We start from the raw sequence: 18,842 nt of genomic DNA on the forward strand, positions 1-18,842 counted from the left end.
TTCAAAATCAGCGATACGAGCAACCTATTGATTTCCAGTGTCGTTTTGATTTCGAAGTTCGCTCATAGCGCGATATCGAAGTCAGGCGAACTTCGAAATCACGACACTAGGTAGATAGACATGGTCTCCAAACGCCTCAGTCGCGAAGCCGGCCATCGCAGGAAATTCCTGGCGATCATCGACGACACGCCGGAGTGCGAACGCGCCGTCGCCTACGCCTCGAAGCGGGCACAGAGCACCAGCGGCACGCTGGTGTTGCTCTACATCATCACACCGGACGATTTCCAGCACTGGCTGGGCGTCGAGAAGATCATGCGCGAGGAGGCTAACGCCACGGCGCGCGCGGCGCTCGACGGCCATGCCAACAAGGTGCGCCAGAAGCTCGGCATAGAGCCCGAAATGGTGGTGCGCGAAGGCAAGCCGACCGAGGAAATCCACAAGCTTATCGAGGAAGACCAGGACATCGCCATCCTGGTGCTGGCGGCAGGCGCCGGCAAGGAAGGTCCCGGACCGCTGGTCGGCGCGGTGGCCGGCAAGGGCGCCGCCTTCCCTATTCCGGTCACAGTGGTGCCGCAGAATCTGTCGGACGAGGAAATCGACAGCCTTGCCTAGAGCATAATGCCGAAAAGTGTGACGCGGTTTTTGGACAATCTCATGCTCCTGGATTTAGAGCCCGCCCGGGACAAAGGTCCCCAGCCAGCAAAAACATTCCGCCAGCCCGCCGTTTGAGCGATGCGTTTCGCTTGAATGTAGAGCCGATTGAGCCTACTTAGAATTATTCCAAACTAGCTGCTCACCTTGGGCACGGAGACGGCCATGTTCATCCAGACCGAATCGACGCCGAACCCGGCAACGCTGAAGTTCCTGCCCGGCAAGGAAGTGCTTGTCGAAGGCACCGCCGATTTCCGCGACGCCGACAGTGCCGCGAGCGCCTCGCCGCTGGCCGGCCGGCTGTTCGAGATTCCCGGCGTCACCGGCGTGTTCTTCGGCTATGACTTCGTCACCGTGACCAAGGACGGCCCCGACTGGCAGCATCTGAAGCCGGCCATCCTTGGCGCCATCATGGAGCATTTCATGTCGGGCGCGCCCGTCATGGTCAATGCCGGCCCCGCCGCCGAGACCAGCCAGACCGGCGAATTCTACGACAAGGCCGACGAGGAACTGGTCATAACCATCAAGGAACTGCTCGACACCAGGGTGCGCCCAGCGGTTGCCCAGGATGGCGGCGACATCACCTTCCGCGGCTTCGAGAACGGCACCGTGTTCCTGCACATGAAGGGCGCCTGCGCCGGCTGCCCGTCTTCGACAGCGACGCTGAAGCACGGCATCCAGAACCTGCTCCGCCACTTCGTGCCGGAAGTTCAGCAGGTCGAGCAGGTTTCCTAAGCGCCTCGACACCTTCACGCAGATAACAAAAAACCGGGCCGAATTGCCCGGTTTTCTGTTTGGGACGTCAGTTGTTGCCTAGACGGTCCGCGTACGAAGGGTAATCACATAACAATGACCTTGGCGCCGACCGACGCGCGGTCGTAGAGGTCGATGATGTCCTGGTTCATCAGCCGGATGCAGCCCGACGACATCGCCTTGCCGATCGAATTCCATTCCGGGCTGCCATGCAGGCGGTAGCCCATGTCGCCGCCCTTGTTGAACAGGTACATGGCGCGCGCGCCGAGCGGGTTCTTCAGGCCGGGCTCCATGCCGCCGGCGAACTTGGCCAGTTCCGGCTGGCGCTGGATCATCTGCCGCGGCGGCGTCCAGGTCGGCCATTCGCGCTTCAGCGCGATGTGGGCGGTGCCGTGCCATTCAAAACCTTCGCGACCGACGCCGATGCCATAGCGGATCGCCCGGCCGTCGCCTTCGACGAAGTAGAGAAACTTGTTCTGGGTATCGACGATGATGGTGCCCGGCTTTTCCGAGGTGTCGTAGTTCACCTCCTGCCGGTGGTATTTCAGCGGCACCTTCTCGATCGGAATGCGCGGCAATTGGTAGCCTGCATCATTCACCGAACCGTAGTTGTTGGTGAAGAGCTGTGAGCCGATCGTGCTGCAACCCGAGATCGCGGTCGACAACGCAAGTGCAGCGACGATTGCAAATGACTTCATGCGCATGAATTGGTCCGATGCCCCGCCCAGATCGAGCGGCACGTTACGGCCGCTTTTCCTGAAATCATTCATGCTGGCATTTGCTTTGCTTGCCAAGCGCGCGATGCCTATATGCAAGAGCTTACGTGCCGGTAAGCCGTCAACTATGGCATTTCGGCAACAGGGGTCACGAGATTGTGAAGGAAAAACAATGGGCGGTCCTGTCGGATAGCCCGAAATAGAGGAACCACTATGAATGTTGGCGATGCCGCGGCGCGGTCCGGCCTGCCGGCCAAGACCATCCGCTACTATGAAGAGATCGGCCTGATCGCGCCGGCGCGCGCCGGCAATGGCTATCGCGATTATTCGGGCGACGACATCCACCGGCTGGCCTTCCTGCGCCGTGCCCGCAACCTCGGTTTTTCCATCGATGATTGCAGACAGTTGATGGCGCTCTACCGGGACCGCAGCCGCGCCAGCCACGATGTGCGCGAGATCGCCGCCGCCCATGTCAGCGCCATCGAGGAGAAAGTGCGCGAGCTGCAGTCGATGCGCACGACCTTGCAGAAGCTGATCCACGCCTGCCATGGTGACGACAGACCGGACTGCCCGATCCTGGATGATATTGCGGGCTCGGCGCTGGCCGCAGACAGGCCGGCCACGGCTTGAAAGGCTGGCGCCGGAATAGACTGGGCGTCGGACGCGCGCGAAAACTTCGCCATAGGTCTAATATCTCGTTTGGCTAAACTACGGAACGTCCAATGGACAAGAACAGAACCAAAGCGGTTACATCAGACCTTTGCGTTCACGGCACAAGACTTTAGTCCTGCCGTCTTATAGTTAAGAACGGAAGTTGATTTGCACGACATAGGGCCGCCGCGGATCAGTACCAGACTGCACCCAGACCAAATATGGTGCGATCGCGGAAGGCGCTGGATCAAGCCGTCACCCGGGTTTGCCAACTGGATAATCGCCTAATGAGGCGCTGACGCTGGGATCAACGTTCTGGTCAGACCATATATACCCCGTACCAGTGTGCAATCATCGCTGGAACGGGACAAGGCCGATGAACTAACGGGTTGGAACATAGACTCCGAGAGCGACTGCCACCTGCATTTCCAGCAAAATCGACGCAAACATTACCATGACAAACAAGCGGATAAGAGATGATGGCGTGAACTTGTACCTTTGAGACAAGAGCACGCACACGATAGTAGCGATGCCCGCTGCAACCGTGACGACTATATCAACTACAACTCCTCGCGAAAGCATAGTTCCCCCCTTCCCTAGTAGGAACCTCATTCATAACGCGAACGGCCCGCCTTTTGGAAGGGCGGGCCAGCTCAGAGCAGCAGGTGAATTGCCAGAAGCTCGATGATCAGCAAAACGGCGCATGCCGCGCCCCCAAGAGCATAACCTCGCCAATAATGGCGGACATCCTCATCGGTTTGGAATGCTTCCACCCAAAGCCCTTCAGGGGTGACGCCAAGGCAAATGGGGATCGGCATCGTGGTTGGCACGATTGTAGCCGGAGCTGAAGCATCTCGATCCGACATGCACGCGGCCCTCTCCACCCGGAGAAGTCAGCATATTAGTCCTCACTAACTAATAGAGAAAGCTCCGAATGATTGCCGGCCTGTCGAGGACGAAGCGCTGCACAGAGCATCGTCGGTCCGCTCCTGGCTGGCCGTACCACAGCGAGCACTACCGCGCGCTACGTGACATCCATAAGCCGCTGTTGAAATCGATAGAGAAAATCACCGGCAAGAAGGCGGCGTTCATCCAGTGGAACGGAACGAGTCGGGTGAACTAGCCCATCTGGACTCGGACCGGGCAAGAACCGCATTCTCCGGTGTGGAGCGGGGAATGGCGCGAATGATCAACAAAGAAGAAATCGAAAAACGTCGAGCTTCCGTCCGAGCAAAGGCTGAAGCAGAAGCACTCAGCGCTGGCCTGCTAGATGCGACATTCGCGATTTACCACTACAACAATTATCGTCGTCAGTTTGGGCCAATCGCTGAACAGCCGCCTCCGATTGATTGGGATGTCCTAAGATATCGCTTTTCGGAGGGCGAAATCGATGACGCAACTCACCGTGTGATCGCGCTTTTCAGAAACGCCTACCAAGCCGGCGATGATATACGTGAGAGGCGGCTTACTTATGCGGAGACGGTCGATAGGCTCCGCCTCGATTATCCTGGCTTTTCCGACAATTGCTACGAGGAGACGATCTCTCAAGGACTGTTTGAGTCACTGTGGTGATCGAGTAGGTCTGTGAAGTATATAATCGCCCTCCAAAAGGACCTGAGAATGTGGGGTCTGCTCTGGGAATTCTATGCGACGCCCGAATGCTTTGAGATTCGACTCTTTCGGTTGCTGCCGATCTATCGGCTGAAAACGACGAATATCGTCGCCGCCCACGTCATCGAAGGTCGTTTCAATTTCGCCGCTATCTTGAATCTAGGCTCGCATCCTTGTAATACCGTCAGCATGGGCAATCGTTTGCCTCGAAGGTGGGTCTTAGTCGAAAAGCGGTGGTGGCCCCGGTTCCTAGCGATCACGCCGAAAAACCCGGATGAGTTCGCAGCGATGCTAATCCACAAGGTCTAGCACTGGGTTTGCGAAGTACAATGTCGCCTTTTATGGCTTGTGTTCGCAAAGTACATAATCGCCCTTCAAAAACAGGTTCAAACCGTGAACAAAATCTGGCATGGTGACTGCCATGCCGATCATTTCGCCGATTCCCCTCAATCCCCTGATCGACGGCCGCCAGTCCGAACGCGCCATGCTGGTGCGGCGTGGTGTGCAGCGGCTGTTGATGCAAATGGGCATGCATGTGCTGCCCGAACTGTCGCTGGCCACCGGCCGGCGCGCCGATCTTGTCGCGCTGACGCGGCAGGGCGACATCTGGATCATCGAGATCAAATCGTCGATCGAGGATTTTCGCGTCGACCGCAAATGGCCTGACTACCGGCTGCATTCCGACCGCTTCTTCTTCGCCACCCATCCCGGCGTGCCAGCGGAGATCTTCCCCGAGGAATGCGGCTTCATCCTTTCCGACGGCTACGGCGCCGAGATCCTGCGCGACGCGCCGGAGCACCGCATGGCGGCGGCGACGCGCAAGGCGCTGATGCTGCGCATTGCACGCGCCGGTGCGGCGCGGCTGCTGGCGGCGGAGCTTGCGGGCGTGGCGGTGCCAGCGCTGGAAGGGGAGAGCGAGTAAGCCCGGCGCAAATGTGCGCCGCAACGCCGCTGTGTCGCCGCCTGTCGATTTCGCCCGGTCAAGTTTTTTTGCGCGGGCGCTGCCGATAGCCGCGAAGATTTTTTATCCTGCACCGATGATTTCCACTCCCCTGCGCTGTCCTGATCAATAGGCGCTGGATGGTCCAGTGGCCGTAGAGCGAGGTGATCCATGCGATCGTTACAAGGTCAGAATGTCGTCGTCGTCGGAGGCAGCCGGGTGTCGGCCGCTCAATCGTCGAGGCTGCGCTCGGCGAGGGCGCGACAGTGCTTGCCGTTGCCCGTGGCGCAGCGGCGCTGAAGGAGCTTTCCTGGGAGAAACAAGGCGTGAAGACTCTCGCGGTCGACGCGACAAAGGAGGCCACGCCGGAAGTGGTGTTCGACACACTTGCGCCGGATGTGCTGGTGATCTGCGCCGGCGCCCTTGCCCCCTCCGCGCCTTTGCAGGAACAGAGCTGGGAGGTCTTCTCCGCAAACTGGGAAACTGACGTCAAGGCGGCATTCCTGTTCTGCAAGGCCGCGCTCAACAATCCGCTCAAGCCGGGGAGCCGGGTTGTGCTGATCTCCAGTGGCGCAGCCTTGAGCGGCGGACCGCCGTTCGCCGGCGGGTATGCGGGCGCAAAACGCATGCAGATGTTCCTGGCCGGTCATTGCCAAAAGGAATCGGATCGGCTTGGACTGGACCTGCGCTTTATGGCGCTGGCACCGGCTCGCATCATGCCAGGGACCGGCATAGGCGATGCCGGGCTCGATGGTTTTGCGGCTTATTTGGGCATCCGGCCTGCAGACGTCCTCGCGAGCATGACCGACCTGCAGACGCCGGCCGATGTCGGCCGCGCGGTGGTCGCGCTCGCCACCGGCAAATCGGAAGGCAGCTCCTTCACCGTCAGCGGCAGCGGGCTTGCGGCAGCGGCCTGAGGCGCTCAGGATGCAAGGCGATTTCAGCACCACAGGCTGCCTATGACGGATGCTCCTGGCCCTGTTGAGCCACTGGGCCGACCGATCCTCGATCGGCCGGCCTTCGAGCGTCTCACGGCTGCCCACCGCCGCGAGCTCAAGCTCCATTGCTACCGGATGATGGGTTCGCTGCACGAGGCGGACGACCTTGCCCAGGATACGCTTTTGCGGGCCTGGCGCGGGCGGTCGCAATTCGACGCGCGAGGCTCGCTGCGCGGCTGGCTCTACACGATCGCCACCAACAGCTGTCTGAATGCGCTCAAGGCGAGGTCGGCGATGCATCGCATTCTCCAACAGCCCGAGCGTCCGCCCTCGCGCGGGCCGGCCACAGGCGGGCCGGCGCCAGAGCTCACCTGGCTGGAGCCTTATCCTGACGCGGAGCTTCCGGACCTCGTTGACGGCGAGCCCGGTCCGGAAGCGCGCTACGAAACGCGCGAGGCCGTGCAACTGGCCTTCGTCGCCGCGATCCAGCTTCTGCCGCCCAGGCAGCGGGCCGCCCTTTTGCTGTGCGACGTGCTGGGGTGGTCGGCGCTCGAGACGGCACAATTGCTGGGCGGGTCGACCGCTTCGATCAACAGCGCCCTGCAGCGGGCCCGCGCAACGCTTGGCGCGCGATACAAGCAGGGACGTCCCCTGCATCGATCGCAGCCCAGCCGCCAGGAGGCCCAGCTGCTCGAACGCTACATGCGGGCCTGGCAGGCTGCCAGTCTCGACGGTCTGATCGAACTGCTGCGCGAGGATGCCACCTATCACATGCCGCCATGGCGGGACTGGTACCAGGGACGCGAGGCGATCCGGGGTTTCTTCGAGACCGTCTGGGGCAATTTCGCCGGCTACCATGCGGTCGCCACCGGCGCCAACGGCCAGCCCGCGGTTGCGGTCTACGCGCGCCGCCACCAGGATCCCGTGTGGCGAGCCCAATCCCTGCATGTCATCGAGCCTGCCGATGACAGGATCGCCTTGCTGACGGTCTATGTCGGTTCGCTCGGCCAGGACTTGTTCAAGGCCTTCGGCCTGCCGCCTGTCTGGCCTTAATCCTCGTCGGTAGCCTCACCCGCCGCCGGCGCCATCAACAGCACAACGGCACCCAGCAGTGCGGCGATCAGCGAGCCCGCGAGGATGCCGACCTTGACGGCGTCCTGCAGTGCCACGTCGCTGGCGAAGGCGAGAAGGCCGATGAACAGGCTCATGGTGAAGCCGATGCCGCAGAGCAGCGAAATGCCGATCATGTGCAGCCAGCCGGCATTGACCGGCAAGTCGGCGAAGCCGAGGCGGATCGCCAGCGCGGACGAGCCGAAGACGCCGACCAGCTTGCCCAGCACGAGCCCGGCGGCGACGCCGAGCGTCAGCGGCTCGACCAGGGCGGCGGCGCTGAGGCCGGCCAGCGACACGCCGGCATTGGCAAAGCCGAAGATCGGGATGACGAAGAAGGGAACGATCTTGTGCAGGCCGTGCTCCAGCCGGTGCAGCGGCGAATGATCGAGATCGTGGCCGCTGCCGGGAGAGACCTTGAGCGGGATGGTCAGCGCCAGCGCAACGCCGGCCAGCGTCGCATGCACACCCGATTTCAGCACCAGCACCCACAGGATGGCGCCGAGCACGAGATAGGGCGTCAGCGTCGTCACCCGCATGCGGTTGAGCCCGATGAGCACCGCGATGACGGCGAAGGCGGCGCCGAGATAGGCCAGCGACAGGCCGCTCGTGTAGAAGATGGCGATGATAATGACGGCGCCGAGATCGTCGATGATGGCGAGCGCGGTGAGGAATATCTTCAGCGAAGCCGGCACGCGGTTGCCGAGCAGCGACAGTACGCCGAGCGCAAAGGCGATGTCGGTGGCGGTCGGAATCGCCCAACCCGAGAGCGCGGCGGAATTGTTTCGGTTGATGGCGACATAGACCAGCGCGGGAACCAGCATGCCGCCGGCGGCGGCGACGCCCGGCAGCACGCGGCGCGGCCAGGTCGAGAGCTGGCCATCGAGCATCTCGCGCTTGATCTCGAGGCCGACCAGCAGGAAGAACACCGCCATCAGCCCGTCATTGATCCAGTGCGAGAGGCTGAGCGGGCCGAGATACGCGTGGAGTGCCGCGAAATAGGTTTCGGCCAGCGGCGAATTGGCAACGATCAGCGCAAGGGCCGCCGCCACCATCAGGATGATGCCGCCCGCAGCCTCGCCGTCGAGGAATTCGCGAAGGATGGATTTCGGCCGCTCGTCGCGCATGTGTCCTCCGTTGCCGGCTCGGCGTTGTTTGCGATGATGCGCAAAGCTCGACGGCAGGGCAAGCGTCACACTTGCGAAGCGTTGGCGCCGCCCCTCACCTGCCTGCCGGCATCCTCTCCCCGTAAACGGGGCGAGGGGCGCTTTCGCCCAGGATTTCGCCAATCGCCAGCGTTGCGGCCAGCCTCCTTCTCCCCGTCACTATACGGGGAGAAGTGCCCGGCAGGGCGATGAGGGGCGGCGCTGACTTCGACGGTTGGAAGTCCTAACGCGGCGCGCGCTTGGCCAGTATGCGCTGCAGCGTGCGGCGGTGCATGTTCAGCCGGCGGGCCGTTTCGGAGACGTTGCGGTCGCACATTTCGTAGACGCGCTGGATGTGTTCCCAGCGCACGCGGTCGGCCGACATCGGGTTTTCGGGCGGGGCGGCGCGCTCGCCGGCGGTCCGGGTCAGGGCTGCAAACACATCGTCGGCATCGGCGGGCTTGGACAGATAGTCGATGGCGCCGAGTTTCACCGCCGTCACCGCGGTGGCGATGTTGCCATAGCCGGTGAGGATGACGGTGCGGGCGTCGTCGCGCTTCTCGCGAATGGCGGCGACGACGTCGAGGCCGTTGCCGTCGCCGAGCCGCATGTCGACCACGGCATAGGCCGGCGGATGGGCGCGCGCCTTGGCCACCGCCTCCTCGACGCTCTCGGCAGTCTCGACCAAAAAACCCCTGGTTTCCATGGCGCGGGCCAGCCGCGTCAGGAACGGCTTGTCGTCGTCGACGATCAGCAGCGAGGTGTCCTCGCCTTCAACCATTGCACCGATTGTTTCTTCGCCAGTCATTGTCTCAAAAAATCCTGCTGCCTTAATTTTACGCAGATATAGTTCCTGAACGCCATTGTCCAATTTTGCCGGCTGCTCCCAAGGCTTCAGGCGGTGTCGAACATCGAGATCCCCACCGATTCCGGGTTGAGGAACACGGTGCGCGGCCACGATATCTGCACGATGGCGCCCTCGCCCAGCCCGCTCGAATTGCGAAAATCGAGCGTGGCGCCGGAGCGTTCGAGCAAGGTCTTGGCGATGAAGAGCCCAAGACCGAGGCCGCCACCGGCTTCGTTGCCCTGGCGCGTCGACATATAGGGCTCACCGATGCGGTCGATGATTTCGGGCGGAAAGCCCGGCCCGTCATCGATGATCGAGAAGGTGACGTCGAGCTCGTCCCAGCTCCAGCGCACGGTGACCGTCGTGCGAGCGAAGTCGACGGCGTTCTCGACCAGATTGCCGAGGCCGTAAATGACGCCAGGATTGCGCCGGCCGACCGGTTCAGGGCCGATGCGCTCGCCCGGCCGCAGCTTGATCGAGATGCCGAAATCGCGGTGCGGCGCCGTCACCTCCTCGACCAGCGAGGTCAGAGGCAGGCGCGACAGATGCGCCTCACCCTCGGAGGACAGGCTGGTCAGGCGCTTCAGGATTTCACGGCAGCGCTCGCTCTGCGACCGCAACAGCTTCACATCCTCGCCATGTTTCGGATCGTCACCTAGCGCCTTTTCCATCTCCTTGGAGACAAGCGCGATGGTGGCGAGCGGCGTGCCGAGCTCATGCGCGGCGGCGGCGGCGAGGCCATCCAGCGCCGACAGATGCTGTTCGCGCTGCAGCACCAGTTCGGTGGCGGCAAGCGCGTTGGCGAGCAGGCGGGCCTCCTCGGCGACGCGGAAGGCGTAGATGGCGGTAAAGGCGATCGACGAGAACACCGCCATCCATATGCCAGCGACATAGATGAATGGCATGGGCAGCGGCGCGCCCTCATACCAGGGCAGCGGCAGATGGAAGAACACCAGCAAGCTTGCCCCCACTATCACCAGCCCGCCGAGAATGGCGGTCAGCCGCAGTGGCAACGATGTCGCCGAGACGACCACAGGCACGGTCATCAGCAGCGAAAACGGATTGGTGAGACCGCCGGTCATGTAGAGCAGGCCGGCAAGCTGCAGGCTGTCGAAGGTCAGGATGAAGAAGGCCGGGAACGGGGTCAGCCGGTGCGCTGCCGGATAGCGGAAGGTCAGCACCAGGTTCAGCCAGGCCGAGCAGGCGATCAGTGCGAAGCAGAGGCTGACCGGCAGCGGGAATTTCAACCCATAGGCGACGACCAGCACGGTCAGACTCTGGCCGACAATGGCCAGCCAGCGCAGCCGGATCAGTGTGTTGAGGCGCAGCCGCTGGCTTTGCTGGAAGTCTGGCGCGTGCAGAATGTTGATCATGGCCAAGGATTATAACCGGGAAAGGACGAGCGCTACTGTTTGACCATGATCTTTTCCGAAAACCGGTTTCCACTTTTCGGGATCATGGTCTAGGTCCCCCGCGGTTTTGCTCGCGCCGTGGCGGCGGCGAGCAGCGGATTTTCCGGCCAGACATGGCGGGGATAGCGGCCGCGCATGTCGGTGCGCACCTCGGCCCAGGAGCCGCGCCAGAAGCCGGGCAGGTCGCGCGTCGTCTGGATCGGCCGATGCGCCGGCGACAACAGCTCCAGCGTCAGCGGCACGGTGCCGTTGGCGATAGCGGGATGGCGGTCGAGGCCGAACAGTTCCTGCACGCGGATAGCCAGCACCGGCCATTCGCCGTCATAGCGGATCGGCACGTGGCTGCCGGACGGCGCATCGAAATGGGTCGGCGCCAGTGTGCCGATCTTGCGCTGCAATTCATGCGGCACCAGCGCCATCAGTCCTGAAGACAGCGCGCCAGGATCGATCGATGCGAAGGACGCCTTGCCGGGCAGGAACGCCAGCAGCCAGTCGTCGAGGCGTTCGAGCAGGGCCGCGTCCGAAACATCGGGCCAAGGCGCGCCCAGGCCGCGATGCAACCAGCCAAGGCGCTGCCGCAGCGTCTCCCCGTCCTTGCCCCACTCCAGCAGCGACAGCCCGTGTTCGCGCAAGGCTTCCAATATGGCACGGTCAGCGTCAGTGCCGGTCGGCGCCGGCAGCATGCGCTCGGACAAAGTGATGGCGCCAAGCCTGGCCGTCTCGCGCACCCGCACCGCGCGCCGCTCGCGGTCGAAGCTCACCTCGCGGCGGGTCTCGATCCTGTCGGAGAGCGCTGCGCGGATGTCGGCCTCGTCGACCGCTGCCGCCGCGGTAATGCGGGCATTCTGCGCCTTGCCCTGCAGATCGGCGACGACCAGCCAGGCCTCGCCCGCCAGCGGGTCGGCGGCGTCGAGCATGGCGCCGGAGCCATTGGCCAGCACGAAACGCCCGCGCTCGCCACGCGCCTTGGCGACGCGGTCCGGCCAGGCATGGATGAGCAAAAGACCGGCGTTCTTACCCTCCCCCTTGTGGGGAGGGTCGGCGAGCATGCCTTGCGCAGCAAGGCGGGGGAGACGGGGTGGGGGTGCCGCGCTCGGCCTACCCCCACCCCGCTCCGCTTCGCGGATCGACCCTCCCCACAAGGGGGAGGGTGAAGAGGCCTGCTTCGCCAGCCGCTCGGCAAGCTGCCTTGCCGCCACAGCACGCGGCGATTTCTCGCTGCGAAACCGCATCAGACGCCGTTCGAGGTCGGCGCCGTCACCGCCGAGGCCTCGCTCGGTGAGCAGCACGGCGAGCGTCGCCGCTTCGAGCGCGTGGCCGGTACCTGCGGCTTCAGCGACCATGTGCGCCAGCCTTACCGGCAGCGCCAGCTTGCGCATCGCGCCACCCGCCTCGGTCAGCCGTCCGGCGGCGTCGATGGCGTGCAGCGCACTGAGCAGCGCCCGCGCTTCGTTGAGCGCCGGGGTGGGCGGCGGATCGAGGAAGGAGAGGCTCGCTGGATCGGCGACGCCGAAAGCTGCGCAGTCGAGCAGCAGGCCGGACAGATCGGCTTCAAGGATTTCGGGCGGGGTGAAGGCGGGAAGTGCCGCCGTCTGTTCGGCCCGCCACAGGCGGATGGCGACGCCGGCTTGCGTGCGGCCGGCGCGGCCGGCGCGCTGGTCGGCCGATGCCCTGGAAACACGCACAGTCTCCAGCCGGGTCAGGCCGCTCGCCGGCTCGTAGCGCGGCAGGCGCGACAGGCCGGAATCGATGACGACGCGCACGCCGTCGATGGTGATCGAGGTCTCGGCGATCGACGTCGCCAGCACCACCTTGCGGCGACCCGGCGGCGCCGGCTTGATGGCGGCGTCCTGCGCCCTGTTGTCGAGCTGGCCATAGAGCGGCACGATGTCGGTGTCGGCGCCGAGGCGGCCCTGCAGCCGCTCGGCGGTGCGCTCGATCTCGCGCTGGCCGGGCAGGAAAGCGAGCACGCTGCCGCTCTCCTCGGCAAGGGCGGAACGGATCGCCTTGGCCATGGCGTCTTCGATGGGGATGCCGGCTGGCCGTTCGTCGTAACGGATGTCGACGGGAAAGGCGCGGCCTTGGCTTTCGATCACCGGGGCGCCGGACAGGAGTTTCGCAACGCGCGCGCCGTCGAGCGTCGCCGACATCACCAGCAGCCGCAGGTCCGGCCGTAGCGCGCTTTGCACATCCAGCGCCAGCGCGAGACCAAAATCTCCGTCGAGCGAGCGTTCGTGGAACTCATCGAAAATGACTGCCGAGATGCCGGGCAGTTCGGGATCGTCGAGGATCATGCGCGCCAGCACGCCTTCGGTGACGACCAGGATTTTTGTCCGGGCCGAGGTGCGGTTTTCCATGCGCATGGCGTAGCCGACGGTCTCACCCGGCTCCTCGCCAAGCAATTCGGCCATGCGACGGGCGGCGGCGCGGGCGGCGAGCCGGCGCGGTTCGAGCAGGACGATCTTGCCGGCGCCCAGCCAGGGCGCGTCGAGCAGCGCCAGCGGCACCAGAGTCGTCTTGCCGGCGCCGGGCGGCGCCACCAGCACGGCGCTGTTGCCAACGCCGAGCGCCTCGCTCAGAGCCGGCAGTACGGCGGACACCGGAAGCTCCGGCAAGGGTCTTGTCGTCATCGCGTCCGCATATCAGCGGCCGCCCTTGCCGTGCAACCGCCGCTCGCTCACAGTCTTGTCCGCGAAAGCGGGTTCCAGCGCACCGTACCCAACCGCACTTCCTCGCGCACCATGGTCAGCAGGCCGGAAGCGCCAACCACGGCGAGGCCGACCAGGGACAGCCAGTCGGGATATTCCTGGAAGAACAGCGCGCCGAGAATCACTGCCCACACGATCTGCGAATAATGTGTCGGCGCGATGCGGTTGGCGGGCGCGTATTTGGCGGCCAGGAGTTGCAGCAACTGTCCGCAAGCTGCGAACGCGCCCGCCATCACCAGCCACAGCAGTTGCATCGCGTTGGGAAGGGTAAACGATGTGACGGCGACGCCTATGCCGTTGAACACCAGGCCATAGCCGACCAGCACGCCCAGCATGGTGGTGCGCTTTTCCTGCTGCGCCAGCGATCGGGTCAGGATGATGTTGGTGGCGGCCAGGAAGGCAACGGTGAAGGCGGCGAGGTGGCCGAGATGCAATTCGCGAAAACCCGGCCGCACCACCAGCATGACGCCGGCAAAGCCGGCAAACACCGCCAGCCAGCGCCAGGGTCCGACCTTCTCCTTGAGCACCAGCGTCGACAGAATCGTAACGCAGAGCGGCGCCAGGAAGATCAGCGCATAGGTCTCGGCCAGCGGAATGGTGGTGAAGGCATAGACGCTGAGCAAGCCCGATGCCATGCCGGCCCAGGCGCGGGCGTGCACCGCCCATGGCCGCTTCGTGCGCCAGAAACCACGCCAGCGCTCATCGGCCGGCCGGCTGAAAAACAGGAAGCCGCCGGCAAACAGCGTCACGAAGAAGGCGATCTCGAAGACGGTGAACTGTGCGCCAAGGCTCTTGATAACGGCATCGCTGCACGAATAGCTTGCATAGGCGATGAGGGCGAGCAGGATTCCGTTCGTCACGTTTTTCCATTTCCGGGGAGAGTGCGGTGAAGGTATTGGCGCTCGGGGCGCATCCGGACGACATCGAGATATTCATGTTCGGTACGCTGGCCGCCTATGCGGCGCAAGGCGCAGACCTGACTTTCGCCATAGCCACGGATGGCGCCAAGGGCGGCAAGGGCGACCCGAGCGTTTTGGCTCGTGTCCGGCGCGAGGAAGCGACGGCCGCTGCGGCGTTGCTCGGCGCGACCCCACGATTCCTCGACTTTCCCGACGGCGAACTGGTGGCCGATGCGGCGCTGATCGGTTCGCTGAAAACGCTGATACGCGAAACCGGAGCAAATCTGGTTATCACGCATGCGGCCAACGACTATCACGCCGACCACCGCGCGCTGTCGGACGGCATGCGCATCGCGGCTTCCTTCTCTGTGCCGGTGCTGCATGCCGATACGATGGGCGGCACTGGATTTTCGCCGACGCATTACGTCGACATTTCCGCATACCGCGATGTCAAAACGCAGGCGATCCGCGCGCACCGGTCGCAGATGCCGGAACAATATGTCGACCGAGCGCGTGTCCAGAATGAGTTTCGCGCCGGGCAGTGCAACAGCGTCCCCGGTTCACTGGCCGAGGCCTTCCGCTTCGAGCCGACATTTCCCTTCGCCGATATCCGCGCATTGCTGCCGCCGGCGCCGCCTGTCCGGCCGGTGACACCACAGACCAACGTTGTAAGAGACGCCAGCTAAACAACTTCCGAGCGAACCCTTCGGCAATCATTTCCCAACGATTTCAATCCTCGTTTCGTGATGCTGCAACGCAGCAACGAATTCGCTTGCCTTGTTTAGTAAAAATTGCATCACTAAACAAATTACTAAACATCTGCGACGCACCGCGCCGCCATGTTTGGGCCCTCGGAGGAGCGAGGGTTGAAGGGCTCTTGAAACCGCCATCCGGGCGCGTTTCGCAAATGGGAGGAAGGCATGAAATCGAGCTTGAAACTGGCGTTGGGACTGGCCTCGGCGATTACTGCGTCGACAGCCGTCTCGAACGTTGCGCACGCTGAAGACCTGACGCTGTGCTGGGCCGCCTGGGATCCTGCCAACGCGCTTGTCGAACTGTCCAAGGACTTTACCAAGGAAACCGGCATCGGCATGAAATTCGAATTCGTGCCGTGGACCAACTATGCCGACCGCTTCCTCAACGAGCTCAACTCGCATGGCAAGCTTTGCGACCTGATCATCGGCGACAGCCAGTGGATCGGCGGCTCGGCCGAGAACGGCCACTACGTCAAGCTGAACGACTTCTTCGACAAGGAGAAGATCAGCATGGACGACTTCGTGCCGGCAACCGTCGTCGGCTATTCCGAATGGCCGAAGAACACGCCGAACTACTGGGCGCTGCCTGCCATGGGCGACGTCGTCGGCTGGACCTACCGCAAGGACTGGTTCTCCAAGCCGGAACTGCAGAAGGAATTCAAGGAAAAGTACGGTTGGGATCTCGGCCCGCCGACCACCTTCGACCAGCTGAAGCAGATCGCGGAGTTCTTCCAGAAGCGCGAGATCGACGGCAAGACCGTCTATGGCGCCTCGATCTATACCGAGCGCGGCTCGGAAGGCATCACCATGGGTGCCATGGACGTGCTCTACAGCTTCGGCTTCCAGTACGAAAACCCCAAGAAGCCCTACGAGATGGAAGGCTTCGTCAATTCCGAGAAATCGGTGAAGGGGTTGGAATTCTACAAGGCGCTCTATGATTGCTGCACCCCGCCCGGCGCGTCGAACAGCTACATGGGCGAAGGCGTCGACGCCTTCAAATCCGGCCAGGTGGCCATGCATATGAACTTCGCCTTCACCTGGCCCGGCCTGCAGAAGGACGAGAATGTCGGCGGCGACAAGATCGGCTACTTCGTCAATCCCAAGGGTCCGGACGGCGAGCAGTTCGCCCAGCTCGGCGGCCAGGGTATTTCGGTCGTGTCCTATTCCGACAAGCAGGAATCGGCGCTGAAATACATCAAGTGGTTCGCCAACAAGGATGTGCAGGCCAAGTGGTGGTCGCTGGGCGGCTATTCCTGCCTGAACGCGGTGGTGAAGGACCCGGCCTTCCCGGCCAGCCAGCCCTACGCGCAGACCTTCCTCGACTCGATGGCGATCGTGAAGGACTTCTGGGCCGAGCCCAGCTACGCACCGCTGCTGCAGGCTTCGCAGAAGCGCTTCCACGACTATGTCGTCGCCGGCCAGGGTTCGGCCAAGGATGCGCTTGACGGCCTGGTCAAGGACTGGACGCAAGTGTTCCAAGACGACGGCAAGATGTAACCGGCTCCTCCCGAGCTACATCGACGCGTCCCGTGCCGCCCTTGGCACGGGACGCAGTTCAGATAAATTCATGACAGAGACGACCCACGTGACCGAAGCAGGACTCACCATGCTCAATCGGACTGCGGAGAACGTTGCCCGGGCGACCCCGGAGCCGTTGGCCCGCAAGGTCCGGGGCATCAGCGACAAGGGCCTCGCCTGGCTGTTCATTTCGCCGACGATCCTGTTGCTCTTGGCCATCAACATCTTCCCGCTGTTCTGGGCGATCTATCTGTCCTTCACCAACTTCCGGGCAAACCGCCCGAACGAGGTAGTGAAGAATCTCGGTTTTGCCAATTACCAACGCATCCTCGGCGACCAGGACATCTGGATCGCCATGCAGACGACCGCGCATTTCGTGTTCTGGACGATCCTGCTGCAGACCCTGATCGGCTTCACGCTGGCATGGCTGATCGATCGCAAGTTCCGCGGCCACGCCTTCTGGACGACCATCATCCTGGTGCCGATGATGCTGTCGCCGGCGGTGGTCGGCAATTTCTGGCGCTTCCTCTACGAGCCGCAGATCGGCCTGTTCGCCTACGCCATCTCGTTCGTCACCCGCATCCCGCCGACCGATATCCAGATGCTGTCAAACGTGTCACTGGCGCCGTGGTCGATCATCATCGTCGACACCTGGATGTGGACGCCCTACGTGATGCTGATCTGCCTCGCCGGCCTGCGCTCCATCCCTGAATACATCTATGAGGCGGCCGAGGTCGACCGCGCCTCCAACTGGCGGCAGTTCTGGTCGATCACGCTGCCGATGGCGCTGCCCTTCATCATGCTGGCGGTGCTGTTTCGCGGCATCGAGAACTTCAAGATGTTCGACATGGTCAACCTGTTGACCGGCGGCGGGCCGGGCTCGACCACCGAGGTCGCGTCGATCACGCTGAAACGGCAGGCTTTCGAGAGCTGGCGCACCGGCTATTCCTCGGCCTTCGCCATCATCCTGTTCGTCGCCGTGTTCGGGCTGGCCAACATCTACGTCAAGGCGCTCAACAAGGTGAAGCAGAGATGAGCCTGACCACCGCCCACTCCGTCGTTGCCCCGTCGGGAACAGCAAAAGGCATCGCCGGCACGATCATCGTCGCCTACGCGCTGATCTCGATCGTGCCATTGCTGTGGATTTTTGCCACCAGCTTCAAGACGCCGCCGGATTCGATCGCCTATCCGCCGAAGATCGTCTTCCAGCCGAGCATCGAAGGCTATTGCAACCTGTTCACGACGCGGACGCGGCAGACGCCGGAATACATCAACTCGCTGGGGCCGGCGACCGGCTTCTGCGACGAGACGGTGCGCAAGCGCAACATGGTGATTGCCGGCCCGTCGAACTTCCTGCCGCGCTTCGTCAATTCGCTGATCATCGCCTTCGGCTCGACGTTCTGCGCTGTCTTCCTCGGCACGCTGTCAGCCTATGGTTTCTCGCGCTTCAAGGTGCCGCTGGCGGATGACCTGCTTTTCTTCATCCTGTCGACGCGCTTCATGCCGCCGATCGCCGTCGCTATTCCGATCTACCTGATGTACCGCGAGCTTGGCCTGTCCGACACCGCGCTCGGCATGATCCTGCTCTACACGGCGGTCAACGTCTCGCTGGCGGTGTGGCTGCTCAAGGGCTTCATCGACGAGATCCCGCGCGAGTATGAAGAAGCGGCGATGATCGACGGCTACACCAGGCTGCAGGCCTTCTGGCGCACCGTGCTGCCGCAGGCCACCACCGGCATCGCCGCGACCGCCATCTTCTGCCTGATCTTCGCCTGGAACGAATATGCGTTCGCAGCCCTGCTCACCTCGGGCACTGCACAGACTGCGCCGCCCTTCATCCCGACCATTATCGGCGAAGGCGGCCAGGACTGGCCGGCGGTGGCGGCCGGAACGACGATCTTCCTGGTGCCGATCCTGGTTTTCACCATCCTGCTTCGCAAACAATTGCTGCGCGGCATCACTTTCGGCGCGGTGCGCAAATGAGCCTCAGCCAGCCCACCAAACGCAAATCGCGCTGGCCGCGCTGGGCTAGGCGCGGCCTGTTGGAAAACATCGCGACCGCGATCATCGCCATCGGTTTCCTGATGCTGTTCCAGCCCTTCGCGCTGTCGCTCTACACCTACTCCTTCATCACCATGCTCGCCGGCACGGTGATGTTCATCATCGTCTCGAAATTCCCGGAATAGTC

General features: G+C 63.1%; 21 protein-coding genes. 14 read left to right on the top strand and 7 right to left on the bottom strand.

The genetic code is table 11. From position 1 onward, the window contains the following. Nucleotides 1-120 precede the first annotated feature (120 nt). A complete protein-coding gene (locus H0241_RS05805; RefSeq protein WP_181056459.1) occupies nucleotides 121-612 on the top strand; it encodes a universal stress protein in 492 nt (163 codons plus the stop codon). A 204-nt stretch (nucleotides 613-816) separates the two neighbouring features. After that, nucleotides 817-1,386 carry a NifU family protein gene (locus H0241_RS05810; RefSeq protein ID WP_142867561.1) on the top strand — a complete coding sequence of 190 codons (570 nt, stop codon included), beginning with the start codon at nucleotides 817-819 and terminating at the stop codon, nucleotides 1,384-1,386. Between the two features lie 104 nt (nucleotides 1,387-1,490). On the opposite strand, the gene H0241_RS05815 is transcribed toward H0241_RS05810, so the two are convergent. Further along, entirely contained in the window at nucleotides 1,491-2,108 is a 618-nt protein-coding gene (locus tag H0241_RS05815) for a L,D-transpeptidase (RefSeq protein ID WP_181056846.1), read from the bottom strand. A gap of 225 nt (nucleotides 2,109-2,333) precedes the next feature. Between H0241_RS05815 and cueR the strand changes: the two genes are divergently transcribed. Continuing rightward, nucleotides 2,334-2,750, top strand: coding sequence for a Cu(I)-responsive transcriptional regulator (gene cueR, locus H0241_RS05820; protein WP_181056460.1), 417 nt, complete (start codon nucleotides 2,334-2,336; stop codon nucleotides 2,748-2,750). Nucleotides 2,751-3,424: 674 nt separating this feature from the next. Here the strand turns inward: cueR and H0241_RS05825 are convergent. After that, nucleotides 3,425-3,637, bottom strand: a complete 213-nt coding sequence (locus H0241_RS05825; RefSeq protein ID WP_181056461.1) for a hypothetical protein — start codon at nucleotides 3,635-3,637, stop codon at nucleotides 3,425-3,427. A 68-nt stretch (nucleotides 3,638-3,705) separates the two neighbouring features. Here H0241_RS05825 and H0241_RS05830 point away from each other — a divergent pair, with 68 nt between their 5' ends. The 6 genes from H0241_RS05830 (at nucleotide 3,706) to H0241_RS05855 (ending at nucleotide 7,313) form a co-directional block, all read left to right on the top strand. Then, the gene (locus tag H0241_RS05830; protein WP_181056462.1) at nucleotides 3,706-3,894 is read left to right on the top strand and encodes a hypothetical protein; all 189 of its coding nucleotides are present in this window, start codon (nucleotides 3,706-3,708) and stop codon (nucleotides 3,892-3,894) included. A 62-nt stretch (nucleotides 3,895-3,956) separates the two neighbouring features. After that, nucleotides 3,957-4,343, top strand: coding sequence for a hypothetical protein (locus H0241_RS05835; protein WP_181056463.1), 387 nt, complete (start codon nucleotides 3,957-3,959; stop codon nucleotides 4,341-4,343). Nucleotides 4,344-4,391: 48 nt separating this feature from the next. Next, nucleotides 4,392-4,691, top strand: a complete 300-nt coding sequence (locus tag H0241_RS05840; RefSeq protein WP_181056464.1) for a hypothetical protein — start codon at nucleotides 4,392-4,394, stop codon at nucleotides 4,689-4,691. 112 nt (nucleotides 4,692-4,803) lie between these two features. Beyond that, nucleotides 4,804-5,304, top strand: a complete 501-nt coding sequence (locus H0241_RS05845; RefSeq protein ID WP_181056465.1) for an MmcB family DNA repair protein — start codon at nucleotides 4,804-4,806, stop codon at nucleotides 5,302-5,304. A gap of 284 nt (nucleotides 5,305-5,588) precedes the next feature. Next, a complete protein-coding gene (locus H0241_RS05850) occupies nucleotides 5,589-6,239 on the top strand; it encodes an SDR family oxidoreductase (protein ID WP_328824625.1) in 651 nt (216 codons plus the stop codon). Nucleotides 6,240-6,281: 42 nt separating this feature from the next. After that, complete coding sequence (locus H0241_RS05855) at nucleotides 6,282-7,313, top strand: RNA polymerase subunit sigma-70 (protein WP_181056466.1); 1,032 nt, start codon at nucleotides 6,282-6,284, stop codon at nucleotides 7,311-7,313. Here the strand turns inward: H0241_RS05855 and nhaA are convergent. The 5 genes from nhaA to H0241_RS05880 all read right to left on the bottom strand — a co-directional run bounded on the left by nhaA (nucleotide 7,310) and on the right by H0241_RS05880 (nucleotide 14,342). Continuing rightward, nucleotides 7,310-8,497 (bottom strand): Na+/H+ antiporter NhaA, encoded by a 1,188-nt coding sequence (gene nhaA, locus H0241_RS05860; protein ID WP_181056467.1) that lies wholly within the window; start codon nucleotides 8,495-8,497, stop codon nucleotides 7,310-7,312. The two genes, H0241_RS05855 and nhaA, sit on opposite strands and share 4 nt — an antisense overlap. Nucleotides 8,498-8,759: 262 nt before the next feature. Continuing rightward, a complete protein-coding gene (locus H0241_RS05865) occupies nucleotides 8,760-9,323 on the bottom strand; it encodes an ActR/PrrA/RegA family redox response regulator transcription factor (protein WP_181056468.1) in 564 nt (187 codons plus the stop codon). Nucleotides 9,324-9,409: 86 nt separating this feature from the next. Next, complete coding sequence (locus tag H0241_RS05870; RefSeq protein WP_181056469.1) at nucleotides 9,410-10,735, bottom strand: ActS/PrrB/RegB family redox-sensitive histidine kinase; 1,326 nt, start codon at nucleotides 10,733-10,735, stop codon at nucleotides 9,410-9,412. A gap of 89 nt (nucleotides 10,736-10,824) precedes the next feature. After that, nucleotides 10,825-13,404 carry an ATP-dependent helicase HrpB gene (gene hrpB / locus H0241_RS05875; RefSeq protein WP_181056470.1) on the bottom strand — a complete coding sequence of 860 codons (2,580 nt, stop codon included), beginning with the start codon at nucleotides 13,402-13,404 and terminating at the stop codon, nucleotides 10,825-10,827. A 47-nt stretch (nucleotides 13,405-13,451) separates the two neighbouring features. Beyond that, nucleotides 13,452-14,342: a DMT family transporter gene (locus H0241_RS05880; protein ID WP_181056471.1), complete on the bottom strand. Its 891-nt coding sequence runs from the start codon at nucleotides 14,340-14,342 to the stop codon at nucleotides 13,452-13,454. Between the two features lie 26 nt (nucleotides 14,343-14,368). Here H0241_RS05880 and H0241_RS05885 point away from each other — a divergent pair, with 26 nt between their 5' ends. The 5 genes from H0241_RS05885 (at nucleotide 14,369) to H0241_RS05905 (ending at nucleotide 18,840) form a co-directional block, all read left to right on the top strand. Then, on the top strand, nucleotides 14,369-15,067 hold the full coding sequence (locus tag H0241_RS05885) for a PIG-L deacetylase family protein (RefSeq protein ID WP_181056472.1): 699 nt from the start codon (nucleotides 14,369-14,371) through the stop codon (nucleotides 15,065-15,067). Between the two features lie 234 nt (nucleotides 15,068-15,301). Continuing rightward, the gene (locus H0241_RS05890; RefSeq protein ID WP_181056473.1) at nucleotides 15,302-16,633 is read left to right on the top strand and encodes an ABC transporter substrate-binding protein; all 1,332 of its coding nucleotides are present in this window, start codon (nucleotides 15,302-15,304) and stop codon (nucleotides 16,631-16,633) included. Nucleotides 16,634-16,742: 109 nt separating this feature from the next. Then, entirely contained in the window at nucleotides 16,743-17,690 is a 948-nt protein-coding gene (locus H0241_RS05895; protein WP_031198535.1) for a carbohydrate ABC transporter permease, read from the top strand. Then, on the top strand, nucleotides 17,687-18,637 hold the full coding sequence (locus H0241_RS05900) for a carbohydrate ABC transporter permease (RefSeq protein ID WP_112560588.1): 951 nt from the start codon (nucleotides 17,687-17,689) through the stop codon (nucleotides 18,635-18,637). The genes H0241_RS05895 and H0241_RS05900 overlap by 4 nt, the downstream gene beginning before the upstream one ends. After that, nucleotides 18,634-18,840, top strand: coding sequence for a hypothetical protein (locus tag H0241_RS05905; RefSeq protein WP_181056474.1), 207 nt, complete (start codon nucleotides 18,634-18,636; stop codon nucleotides 18,838-18,840). The genes H0241_RS05900 and H0241_RS05905 overlap by 4 nt, the downstream gene beginning before the upstream one ends. Nucleotides 18,841-18,842 lie beyond the last annotated feature (2 nt).

Origin of the sequence: Mesorhizobium neociceri (assembly GCF_013520985.1) — a bacterium.
Lineage (GTDB): Bacteria > Pseudomonadota > Alphaproteobacteria > Rhizobiales > Rhizobiaceae > Mesorhizobium > Mesorhizobium neociceri.

What these genes read in the sequence shown, in the direction of transcription:
- H0241_RS05805 (WP_181056459.1), top strand. Translation starts at nt 121, where the DNA reads ATGGTCTCCAAACGCCTCAGTCGCGAAGCCGGCCATCGCAGGAAATTC.
- H0241_RS05810 (WP_142867561.1), top strand. Translation starts at nt 817, where the DNA reads ATGTTCATCCAGACCGAATCGACGCCGAACCCGGCAACGCTGAAGTTC.
- H0241_RS05815 (WP_181056846.1), bottom strand. Translation starts at nt 2,108, where the DNA reads ATGCGCATGAAGTCATTTGCAATCGTCGCTGCACTTGCGTTGTCGACC.
- cueR (WP_181056460.1), top strand. Translation starts at nt 2,334, where the DNA reads ATGAATGTTGGCGATGCCGCGGCGCGGTCCGGCCTGCCGGCCAAGACC.
- H0241_RS05825 (WP_181056461.1), bottom strand. Translation starts at nt 3,637, where the DNA reads ATGTCGGATCGAGATGCTTCAGCTCCGGCTACAATCGTGCCAACCACG.
- H0241_RS05830 (WP_181056462.1), top strand. Translation starts at nt 3,706, where the DNA reads ATGATTGCCGGCCTGTCGAGGACGAAGCGCTGCACAGAGCATCGTCGG.
- H0241_RS05835 (WP_181056463.1), top strand. Translation starts at nt 3,957, where the DNA reads ATGATCAACAAAGAAGAAATCGAAAAACGTCGAGCTTCCGTCCGAGCA.
- H0241_RS05840 (WP_181056464.1), top strand. Translation starts at nt 4,392, where the DNA reads ATGTGGGGTCTGCTCTGGGAATTCTATGCGACGCCCGAATGCTTTGAG.
- H0241_RS05845 (WP_181056465.1), top strand. Translation starts at nt 4,804, where the DNA reads ATGCCGATCATTTCGCCGATTCCCCTCAATCCCCTGATCGACGGCCGC.
- H0241_RS05855 (WP_181056466.1), top strand. Translation starts at nt 6,282, where the DNA reads ATGACGGATGCTCCTGGCCCTGTTGAGCCACTGGGCCGACCGATCCTC.
- nhaA (WP_181056467.1), bottom strand. Translation starts at nt 8,497, where the DNA reads ATGCGCGACGAGCGGCCGAAATCCATCCTTCGCGAATTCCTCGACGGC.
- H0241_RS05865 (WP_181056468.1), bottom strand. Translation starts at nt 9,323, where the DNA reads ATGACTGGCGAAGAAACAATCGGTGCAATGGTTGAAGGCGAGGACACC.
- H0241_RS05870 (WP_181056469.1), bottom strand. Translation starts at nt 10,735, where the DNA reads ATGATCAACATTCTGCACGCGCCAGACTTCCAGCAAAGCCAGCGGCTG.
- hrpB (WP_181056470.1), bottom strand. Translation starts at nt 13,404, where the DNA reads ATGACGACAAGACCCTTGCCGGAGCTTCCGGTGTCCGCCGTACTGCCG.
- H0241_RS05890 (WP_181056473.1), top strand. Translation starts at nt 15,302, where the DNA reads ATGAAATCGAGCTTGAAACTGGCGTTGGGACTGGCCTCGGCGATTACT.
- H0241_RS05895 (WP_031198535.1), top strand. Translation starts at nt 16,743, where the DNA reads ATGCTCAATCGGACTGCGGAGAACGTTGCCCGGGCGACCCCGGAGCCG.
- H0241_RS05900 (WP_112560588.1), top strand. Translation starts at nt 17,687, where the DNA reads ATGAGCCTGACCACCGCCCACTCCGTCGTTGCCCCGTCGGGAACAGCA.
- H0241_RS05905 (WP_181056474.1), top strand. Translation starts at nt 18,634, where the DNA reads ATGAGCCTCAGCCAGCCCACCAAACGCAAATCGCGCTGGCCGCGCTGG.